Raw genomic sequence first — 8,357 nt, forward strand, 5'->3', positions numbered from 1 at the left:
CGCGGGCCAGCGCGAGCCGCTGGCGCTGGCCGCCCGACAGGGTCGCGCCGCGCTCCCCCACGCGCGTGTCGAGGCTCTCGGGCAGCCTGGCGACGAACCCGTCCGCCTGCGCGAGCCGCAGCGCCGCCCACACGTCCTCGTCGCCCGCGTCGAGGCCGAGGGTGACGTTGCCGCGCACGGTGTCGTCGAACAGGAACGTCTCCTGCGGCACCAGGGCGACCGACTCGGAGACGCCGCCGTACGGGAGCTCGCGCAGATCGACGCCGTCGAGCAGCACCTTGCCCGCCGCGGGGTCGACCAGCCGGGCGAGCAACTGGACGAGCGTGGACTTGCCGGACCCGGTCGGCCCGACCAGCGCCACGGTGCGACCGGGCGGCACGTCGAAGGTGACTCCGCGCAGCACCTTTCCGGCGCCGTCCGACCCGCCGCCGTCCGGGGAGGCTCCGTAGGAGTAGGACACGCCCGCCACCTCCAGGCGCGCCGCCTCCAGGTCCGCGGCGGGCGGGCGGGTCCGGCCGTACTCCATGGAGCCCTTCGCCTCCAGCACGGCGCGCACCCGCTCCCAGCCGACGACACTGCGCGGCAGCTCGGCCAGCACCCAGCCGAGCGCCCTGATCGGGAAGGCGAGCAGCGTGAAGAGGTACGCGACCTGCACCAGCTCGCCGGGGTCGATGGAGCCGGACGTGAGGCGCACCGCGCCCACGGCCAGCACGGCGAGCACCCCGAGCGTGGGCAGGGCCTCCAGCATCGGGTCGAACAGGCCGCGGACCCGCCCGACGGCGATGTTGGCGTCGCGCAGCTCGTGGGCGCGGCGCCGGAACCGCTCGGTCTCGAGCGACTCCCTGCCGAGGGTCTTGACGACGAGCGCGCCGTCGAAGCTCTCGTGCGCGATCTCGCTGACTTCGGCGCGCAACTGCTGGGCGCGCGTGGCGAGCGGGCTGAGCCTGCGCTGGTAGACGAAGTTGAGCACGGCGATGGCCGGGAAGATCAGGAACCCGACCAGGGCGAGGACCGGGTCGGTGAGGAGCATCGCGACGGCCGCGGTGAACAGCATGACGATCACCCCGACGGCCATCGGCAGGGGCGCGAGCGGCGCCCAGGCGGCCTCGGCGTCGGCACTGGCGTTGGAGAGGAGCTGCCCGGTCGGGTGCCGATGGTGCCAGGCGAGCGGCAGCCGCAGATACTGCTTGGTGACGTCGCGGCGCGAGCGGGCCTGCATGCGGTACTGCATGACCCCGGCCAGGATGCGCCGCCCGGCGACGCCGGCGGACTTGAGCAGCGCGGCGCCCATGATGAACAGCACGGCGGTCCAGACGGCGCCCGCGGTGGTGCGGCCCTGCTCGAAGGCCGGCAGCACGACGTTCTCGGTGGCCCAGCCGAGGGCCCACGCCGAGCCCACGGTCATGCCTCCGTAGACGGCGCTGGCCAGTACGGCCGACGCGAACACGGCCTTCTCCGCGCGGACGGCGACCCCGAGAACGTGGAGCCCCTGACGCATGACCGCCGAGGTGACCTTGCTCGCCACTCGCAGGATTCCCTTCTGTACCAGCTGGATTTCCAATATGCGCTATAAGTCCCTAATCACTGCGGATCAGCACGATATTCCCGTGGGTAGGGTTCTGAACGTGACTCACGCTTCGAGCGAACGGTCCGCCCTCTGCGATCTGTTCGACCGGCTCGGCCCGGACGCCCCGACCCTGTGCGAGGGGTGGACCACCTATGACCTGGCCGCCCACCTGGTGCTGCGCGAACGCAGGCCGGACGCGCTGCCCGGCGTCGTGCTCAAGCCGCTGGCCTGGCACACCGCGTCGGTCCAGAAGGGACTGAAGGCCAAGCACCCCTACCCCGAGCTGGTCGGCCTGCTTCGCAGACCGGGTGGCGTCTACGGCCTGCTGCCGTTCCTGGACGGGCCGTTCAACATGGTGGAGCTGCTCGTCCACCACGAGGACGTGCGCCGCGCCCAGCCCTCGTGGGAGCCGCGCGAGCTGCCCGAGGACCTGGAGAGGCTCATCTGGGAGCGGGTCTCCGCCGGGGGCAAGGTGATGCTGCGCAGATCGCCGGTGGGCGTCGTGCTGCACCGGCTGGGCGGCGGCGTGGCGCTCGGCGGGGCGCAGAGCGGCCCCAAGGTGGAGGTCACGGGACGGGCGCCCGAGCTGCTGCTGTTCTGCTTCGGGCGGCAGGCGCACGCCAGGGTGGAGCTGAGGGGCGACCCCGACTCGATAGCCCGGCTCAAGAGCGCCCGCCTCGGCGTCTAGCCGGAGGCGGAGGGCCGCCTAGCCGGAGGCGGAGGGCCGCCTAGCCGGAGGCGGAGGGCCGCCTAGCCGGAGGCGGAGGGCCGCCACTCGTCACATCGGTCCGGGTCCGTCGGCGGCCCGTGGAGGCGCCGGGTGACGTGCGCCTGGGCGAGCCTGCGCAGCGACGAGAACAACGCGTCGCCCAGGAGCGTGCCGAGCACCACGACCTCCATGGCCCGTTCCCTGTCCTCCAGGTCACCGACGACCGTCAGATCGGCCACGGCGACGCGCTCGGCGGCGGCGGCGTAGTCGTCGAGCACGGGGAGCATGTCCTCGCGGCCGAGCTCGCTGAGGCTGACCACCACGCCGATGAGCGTGGGCAGCGACGGATGCTCCCTCAGGTCGTGCCATCCCATGCGGGCGAGGAGATCCTCGACGACCCGCTCGGCCGCGTCCCTGCCCGGACCCGGCGGCGGCTCGTGCTGGGCGCTCACCGTGAGCTGGGCGACCCCGAGGAGGTCGCCGCTGCTGATCCCGGGGTCGTCCAGGTGCTCGACCAGGGCCCGGGCGGTGGCGATGCTGAGACCGCCGTACTCGATCAGCGCGCGCACGAGCTTGAGCCGCCGGACGTGCGCGGGACCGTATTCGGCCTGGTTGCGGCCCACGGGCCGGCCAGGAGGAAGCAGGCCCTCACGCAGGTAGTACTTGATCGTCGGCACCGGGACTCCTGTGTCCGCGCTGAGCTCCGCCATTCGCACGCCGGCGACTCCCCTCTTGTGGCTAGTGGAAAGTTTAGCTATAGATAGTGGTAAGTAGCACTATCCACTATCCATTATCTGGAAGGAAGATCCCCCGTGCTCCGCTGGCACCGCCCCCTCATGCTCGCGGCCGGAGCCATGGCGCTCCTGGCCGTGGCCCTGATCGTCCCGCTCGCCGTGGACGACCGCACGCTCGACGGCATGCCCCTGTGGGCCAAGCCGCTGAAGTTCGCCCTCTCCATCGGCCTCTACTCCTTCACCTGGGCCTGGCTCCTCTCCCTGCTGCGCCGGGACCGCCGCTGGGCCCGCTGGGCGGGCACCGTGCTCGCGGTCGCCGGCGTGGCCGAGGTCGCCGTCATCGTCTTCCAGGCGGCGCGCGTGCGCCGCAGCCACTTCAACGTCTCCACCCCTCTGGACGCCACCCTCTTCAGCGTCATGGGGATGATGATCCTGGCGCTCATGGTCGCCAACATCGTCGCCGCCGTCGCCGTGCTGCTGGAACGCCAGGCGGACCGGCCCACTACCTGGGGCGTCCGGCTCGGCCTGGTGATCTCCACCCTCGGGCTGGCGACCGGCGGCCTCATGACCGGTCCACGCCCCGGCCAGAGCGCCGCGGGCGGGATCATCGGCGCTCACACGGTCGGCCTGCCCGACGGCGGACCCGGGCTGCCGCTGCTGGGCTGGAGCACCGTCGGCGGCGACCTGCGGGCGCCGCACTTCATCGGCATGCACGCCCTGCAGTTGCTGTCGCTGCTCCCCCTCGCCTTGACGGCCCTGTCCCGCCGCCTGCCCGTCCTCTCCCACGAGCAGGTACGGCTGCGCCTCACCCTCACGGCGGGCGGCCTGTACGCGGGCGTGTTCGCGCTGTCCACCTGGCAGGCCCTGCGCGGCCAGCCGCTGATCCGCCCCGACGGGGTCACCCTGGCCGCCGCGTCCGCCCTCCTCCTGGCGGCGCTCATCGCGGCGGCGGCCTCGATCCGCGCCCCCAAGGACGCCACACCGGCGGCGGACAGGGCCTCGCGCGCGGAGGCCACCCGATGAGCACCGAGATCCTGTTCGACCTGAGCTTCTACCTCGCCTTCCCGTTCTGGGCGCTGATGATCCTCGCGCCCACCTGGTCGGTCACCCGGCGGGTGGCGGCCTCCCCGCTCATCGTGCTGCCGAGCCTGGCGGTGAACCTGGTGCTCATGGTGCCCCTGATCGCCGACTTCTGGCCGGTCGTGACCTCACCCTCGCTGGCCGGCCTGCGAGCGCTCGTCGGCAGCCCTCCCGCCCTCGCCGCGCTCTGGGCGCAGATCATCGCGTGGGACCTGTTCCTCGGCCGGTGGATCTACCTCGACAGCCGGGAGCGGGGCGTGCATCCCCTGCTCATGGGCCCCGTGATGGTGCTGACGATCCTGCTGTCGCCGATCGGGCTGCCGGTCTACCTCCTGCTGCGGCTGGCGTATCGGGAGAATTCGGGCGCAGAGCCCGCGTCAAGAGAGGCTCAAGGCCGTACCATGGCGTGAGAAACAAGCCCCCCGGTTAGGATCAAGAACATCTTCATAGAAGATGCCAGTGATCGCCCAGATCCGGGTATAAACGGCTGGGAATGTGACTGCAGGAGGCCCCCATGCAGGTCAAGAAGGTAGCAACCTACGTTCTTGTGGCGTTCGTGATCTTCTACCTGTTCACCCGGCCGGCCCAGGCCGCGTCCGCGGTCAACGGTGTGTTCGACGGGATCGTCCAAGGAGCCAACCAGCTCGCCGTCTTCTTTACCAATGTTCTCACCTGAGCTGGGCTGCTGCCTGCGTTAGACGCTTCCCCAGCGTCGCGGATCGTGTTACGCAGGCAGGATGACAGATCGCCCGGCCGCCGCCAAGTCTCACCAGCCCGACCCCCACGTTCGGCGCATCCTCGAACGGGCGGAGCTCGAAGGCGTCGAACTCGTCCGCTTCCTCTACGCCGATCATGGCGGGGTGATCCGCGGCAAGGCGGCATCCAGGTCCAGGCTGGCCGAGCGCCTCACCACGGGCATCGGGCACACGGTGGCCATGATGGCGATGAACATGCTCGACCAGTTGCAGGAAGTCGAGCACATGGGTCCGGTGGGCGAGGTGCGCATCGTCCCCGACCCCGCGACGTACGTCCCGCTCCCCCACGCACCGGGGGCCGCCGCGATGCTGTCGGATCTGCGGCGGCTCGACGGATCGCCCTGGGACGCCTGCCCGCGCACCTTCCTCAAGGACGCGGTCGCCGAGCTCGCGACCGAAGGCTACACGCTGGTGGCCGCGTTCGAACCGGAGTTCACGCTCGGCCGGCGGCTGCCCGACCCCGCGGGCGGCCCCGACCGGCTGGTGCCGATCGACGACTCGCTCTGCTACGCCGGCACCGGGTTCGACACCGCCCACGACTACACGATCAAGCTCGTCCGGGCCCTGGAGACGCAGGGGCTGCGCGTCGAGCACTACCACCCCGAGCTCGGGCCGGGCCAGCAGGAGCTGTCGGTACGGCACGCGGCCGCCCTGCGAGCCGCCGACAACCACGTCCTCTACCGCGAGACCGTGCGCGGCGTGGCCATGCGCATGGCCATGTGGGCCACGCTGGCCCCGAAACCCCTGGCCGGCCAGGCGGGCAACGGCGCCCACCTGCACCTGTCGCTGTGGGACGACACGCACAACGTGTTCGCCGACGGCGGCGAGGTGCTCGAGTGCTTCATCGGGGGGCTGCTCGCCCACCTGCCCGCCCTGACCGCGCTCACCTGCGGCAGCGTCAACAGCTTCCGCCGGCTGTCGCCCCGCGCCTGGTCCAGCGCGTACGCCGTGCACGGCCCCGACAACCGGGAGGCGGCCGTGCGGATCTGCTCACCGCTCGGCGAGACCGGCGAGCCCAACCTGGAGCTGAAGCCCTCCGACTCCTCGGCCAACCCCTACCTGTCGCTGGGCGCGGTGATCCACGCCGGCCTCGACGGCATCCGCCGGAAGCTCGACCCCGGCGAGTCGGTCGACGTCGACCCCGACACCCGCCCCGGCCGCTACCAGCGGCTGCCCGCCTCGCTGGACGAGGCGCTGGACGCCCTGGAGGCCGACGAGATGCTCATGGAGGCGCTCGGCCCGCTGCGGCGCACCGCCTACCTGGCGGTCAAGCGGTCGGAGGCGGTCGCGTTCTCCGGCATGGACCCCTCCTACGAGCTCTTCCACCACATGCGGGTCTTCTGACCCGCCCTCCAGAGCCGCACGGGAGGGCGGCTAGCGGACCGGGTGGCCCGCGCGGCGGAGCGTCTCCTTGACATCGGCGATCTTCAGCGTGCCGAAGTGGAACACCGTCGCCGCCAGCACGGCGTCCGCCCCCGCCTCGACCGCGGGCGGGAAGTCCTCCAGCCGCCCCGCGCCGCCGCTGGCGATCACCGGCACCCGCACCGACGCCCTGACCGCGCGCAGCATCTCCAGGTCGTAGCCGTCGAGCGTGCCGTCGCCGTCCATCGAGTTGAGCAGGATCTCGCCGACGCCCAGCTCCTCGCCGCGGGCCGCCCACTCCACCGCGTCGATGCCCGTGCCTCGCCGGCCGCCGTGCGTGGTCACCTCGAAGCCGCTCGGGGTGCCCGGAGCCCTGCGCGCGTCCACCGACAGCACCACGCACTGGGCGCCGAAGCGCCGCGACGCCTCGGTCAGCAGCTCCGGCCTGGCGATGGCCGCCGTGTTGAGCGACACCTTGTCGGCGCCCGCCCGCAGCAGGCGGTCGACGTCCTCGACCGAGCGGATGCCGCCGCCCACGGTCAGCGGGATGAAGACCTGCTCGGCGGTGCGGCGCACCACGTCCAGCATGGTCTCGCGCTCGCCGGAGGAGGCGGTGATGTCGAGGAAGGTGAGCTCGTCGGCCCCTTCCGCGTCGTAGCGCCTGGCCAGCTCGACGGGGTCGCCCGCGTCGCGGAGGTTGGTGAAGTTGACGCCCTTGACCACGCGGCCCGCGTCCACGTCCAGACAGGGGATCACCCTGACGGCTACCGTCATGCCCGTAGTGCCTCGATCTCGATCTCGACCAGCATCCTCGGGTCGACCAGTCCGGCCACCCGCACGCCCGTGCACGCCGGCCGGACGTGCCCGAAAATCTCGGCGATGGCGTGCCCCACCGGATCGAAGTGGCGCTGCTCCACCACGTAGTAGCGGACCATGACCACGTCCTCCCTCGTCAGCCCGCCCAGCTCGACGGCCTCGATGGCGATGCCCATCGCGGTGACGCTCTGCTGGTAGGGGTCCGTGACGTGGCGCACCTCGCCGTCCACCGTGGCGGTGCAGCCCGACACGATGACCCTGTCGCCCACGACCACCGCACGGGCGTAACCGTAGCGTTCCTCCCAGATGCCTCCGGAAAACACCCGCGAACCGGTGCTTTCCATGCTCGTACTGCCCCCCACGGCCCCTCCTACGACTGACCGCGCACCGCGAGCAGCGCGCTCTCGAGAGTGAACGCCTGGGCGTAGAGCGCCCTGCCCACGATGGCCCCCTCCACGCCGAGCGGCACGAGGGTGGACAGGGCGACCAGGTCGTCCAGCGACGAGACGCCGCCGCTGGCCACGACCGGCCGGTCGGTGCGGGCGCACACCTGCTCCAGCAGCTCCAGATTGGGGCCGCGCAGGGTGCCGTCCTTGGTGACGTCGGTGACCACGTAGCGGGGGCAGCCGTCGGCCTCCAGCCGGTCCAGCACCTCCCAGAGGTCGCCGCCCTCCTCTGTCCAGCCGCGCGCCGCCAGGGTGGTGCCGCGCACGTCCAGCCCGACCGCGATCTTGTCGCCGTGCTCGGCGATGATCTTCCGGCACCAGTCGGGGTTCTCCAGGGCGGCCGTGCCGATGTTCACCCGGCGGCAGCCGGTAGCCAGCGCGGCGGCCAGGGACTCGTCGTCGCGGATGCCGCCGGACAGCTCCACGTTCACGTCCACCCGGCCGATCACCTCGGTGATCAGCTCACGGTTGGAGCCGCGGCCGAAGGCGGCGTCGAGGTCGACCAGATGGATCCACTCCGCGCCCGCCTCCTGCCAGGCCAGCGCCGCGGCGAGCGGCTCGCCGTAGCCGGTCTCGGTGCCGGCCTCACCCTGGACCAGCCGGACGGCCTGGCCGTCCGCCACGTCCACGGCGGGGAGCAGTATGAGAGACATCAGATCCTCCGGTCGAAGGCAAGGGTCACGACAACAGGTATCAGCAGCAGGGACAGCACGACGGCGCCGAAACTCACCAGAGGCGAGCCCCAGACCAGCCAGACCAGCACCTGCACGAGCACGAAGCCCAGCGCCACCACGGCGTTCTGGGCACGCCGCCGGCGAGCGAGCAGGCCGCCCTGCCGGGCGACGCGCACCGGGCGCGGCACCAGGCGGGCCAGCAGCGCACGGCGTC

The 8,357-nt window shown here is 72.0% G+C and carries 11 protein-coding genes; 5 read left to right on the forward strand and 6 right to left on the reverse strand.

The window, feature by feature from the left end; translation table 11 throughout:
• Positions 1-1,498, reverse strand: a 1,498-nt coding sequence (locus DQW85_RS32010; RefSeq protein WP_240197553.1) for an ABC transporter ATP-binding protein, incomplete at its 3' end; no start/stop codon positions are given.
• A gap of 127 nt (positions 1,499-1,625) precedes the next feature.
• On the opposite strand from DQW85_RS32010, the gene DQW85_RS32015 reads away from it, so the two are divergent.
• Positions 1,626-2,255: a TIGR03085 family metal-binding protein gene (locus tag DQW85_RS32015; protein WP_205315569.1), complete on the forward strand. Its 630-nt coding sequence runs from the start codon at positions 1,626-1,628 to the stop codon at positions 2,253-2,255.
• 62 nt (positions 2,256-2,317) lie between these two features.
• Here the strand turns inward: DQW85_RS32015 and DQW85_RS32020 are convergent, their stop codons facing one another.
• Positions 2,318-2,986, reverse strand: a complete 669-nt coding sequence (locus tag DQW85_RS32020; protein WP_275888277.1) for a MerR family transcriptional regulator — start codon at positions 2,984-2,986, stop codon at positions 2,318-2,320.
• A gap of 102 nt (positions 2,987-3,088) precedes the next feature.
• Between DQW85_RS32020 and DQW85_RS32025 the strand changes: the two genes are divergently transcribed.
• The 4 genes from DQW85_RS32025 to DQW85_RS32035 all read left to right on the forward strand — a co-directional run bounded on the left by DQW85_RS32025 (position 3,089) and on the right by DQW85_RS32035 (position 6,189).
• Positions 3,089-4,033, forward strand: a complete 945-nt coding sequence (locus DQW85_RS32025) for a hypothetical protein (RefSeq protein WP_240197552.1) — start codon at positions 3,089-3,091, stop codon at positions 4,031-4,033.
• Positions 4,030-4,500 carry an ABA4-like family protein gene (locus DQW85_RS32030; RefSeq protein WP_113703523.1) on the forward strand — a complete coding sequence of 157 codons (471 nt, stop codon included), beginning with the start codon at positions 4,030-4,032 and terminating at the stop codon, positions 4,498-4,500. Before DQW85_RS32025 ends, DQW85_RS32030 begins: the two co-directional genes overlap by 4 nt.
• Before the next feature lie 104 nt (positions 4,501-4,604).
• Positions 4,605-4,766: a hypothetical protein gene (locus tag DQW85_RS46150; RefSeq protein WP_198654742.1), complete on the forward strand. Its 162-nt coding sequence runs from the start codon at positions 4,605-4,607 to the stop codon at positions 4,764-4,766.
• A gap of 61 nt (positions 4,767-4,827) precedes the next feature.
• Entirely contained in the window at positions 4,828-6,189 is a 1,362-nt protein-coding gene (locus DQW85_RS32035; protein WP_113703524.1) for a glutamine synthetase family protein, read from the forward strand.
• Positions 6,190-6,219: 30 nt separating this feature from the next.
• Here the strand turns inward: DQW85_RS32035 and hisF are convergent, their stop codons facing one another.
• The 4 genes from hisF to DQW85_RS32055 form a co-directional block, all read right to left on the reverse strand.
• On the reverse strand, positions 6,220-6,981 hold the full coding sequence (hisF, locus tag DQW85_RS32040; protein ID WP_113703525.1) for an imidazole glycerol phosphate synthase subunit HisF: 762 nt from the start codon (positions 6,979-6,981) through the stop codon (positions 6,220-6,222).
• Positions 6,978-7,367 carry a Rid family hydrolase gene (locus DQW85_RS32045; protein ID WP_113703526.1) on the reverse strand — a complete coding sequence of 130 codons (390 nt, stop codon included), beginning with the start codon at positions 7,365-7,367 and terminating at the stop codon, positions 6,978-6,980. The genes hisF and DQW85_RS32045 overlap by 4 nt, the downstream gene beginning before the upstream one ends.
• Before the next feature lie 26 nt (positions 7,368-7,393).
• Positions 7,394-8,122 (reverse strand): bifunctional 1-(5-phosphoribosyl)-5-((5-phosphoribosylamino)methylideneamino)imidazole-4-carboxamide isomerase/phosphoribosylanthranilate isomerase PriA, encoded by a 729-nt coding sequence (gene priA / locus DQW85_RS32050; protein WP_113703527.1) that lies wholly within the window; start codon positions 8,120-8,122, stop codon positions 7,394-7,396.
• Positions 8,122-8,357, reverse strand: a 236-nt coding sequence (locus DQW85_RS32055; RefSeq protein ID WP_113703528.1) for a hypothetical protein, incomplete at its 5' end; no start/stop codon positions are given. The genes DQW85_RS32055 and priA, both read right to left, overlap by 1 nt.

This window comes from Nonomuraea lactucae (assembly GCF_003313395.1).
Classification (GTDB): Bacteria; Actinomycetota; Actinomycetes; order Streptosporangiales; family Streptosporangiaceae; genus Nonomuraea; species Nonomuraea lactucae.

Bases quoted from the DNA above. Each gene is read 5' to 3' on its own strand.
- DQW85_RS32020 (WP_275888277.1), bottom strand. From the start codon at position 2,986: ATGGCGGAGCTCAGCGCGGACACAGGAGTCCCGGTGCCGACGATCAAG.
- DQW85_RS32030 (WP_113703523.1), top strand. From the start codon at position 4,030: ATGAGCACCGAGATCCTGTTCGACCTGAGCTTCTACCTCGCCTTCCCG.
- DQW85_RS46150 (WP_198654742.1), top strand. From the start codon at position 4,605: ATGCAGGTCAAGAAGGTAGCAACCTACGTTCTTGTGGCGTTCGTGATC.
- DQW85_RS32035 (WP_113703524.1), top strand. From the start codon at position 4,828: ATGACAGATCGCCCGGCCGCCGCCAAGTCTCACCAGCCCGACCCCCAC.
- hisF (WP_113703525.1), bottom strand. From the start codon at position 6,981: ATGACGGTAGCCGTCAGGGTGATCCCCTGTCTGGACGTGGACGCGGGC.
- DQW85_RS32045 (WP_113703526.1), bottom strand. From the start codon at position 7,367: ATGGAAAGCACCGGTTCGCGGGTGTTTTCCGGAGGCATCTGGGAGGAA.
- priA (WP_113703527.1), bottom strand. From the start codon at position 8,122: ATGTCTCTCATACTGCTCCCCGCCGTGGACGTGGCGGACGGCCAGGCC.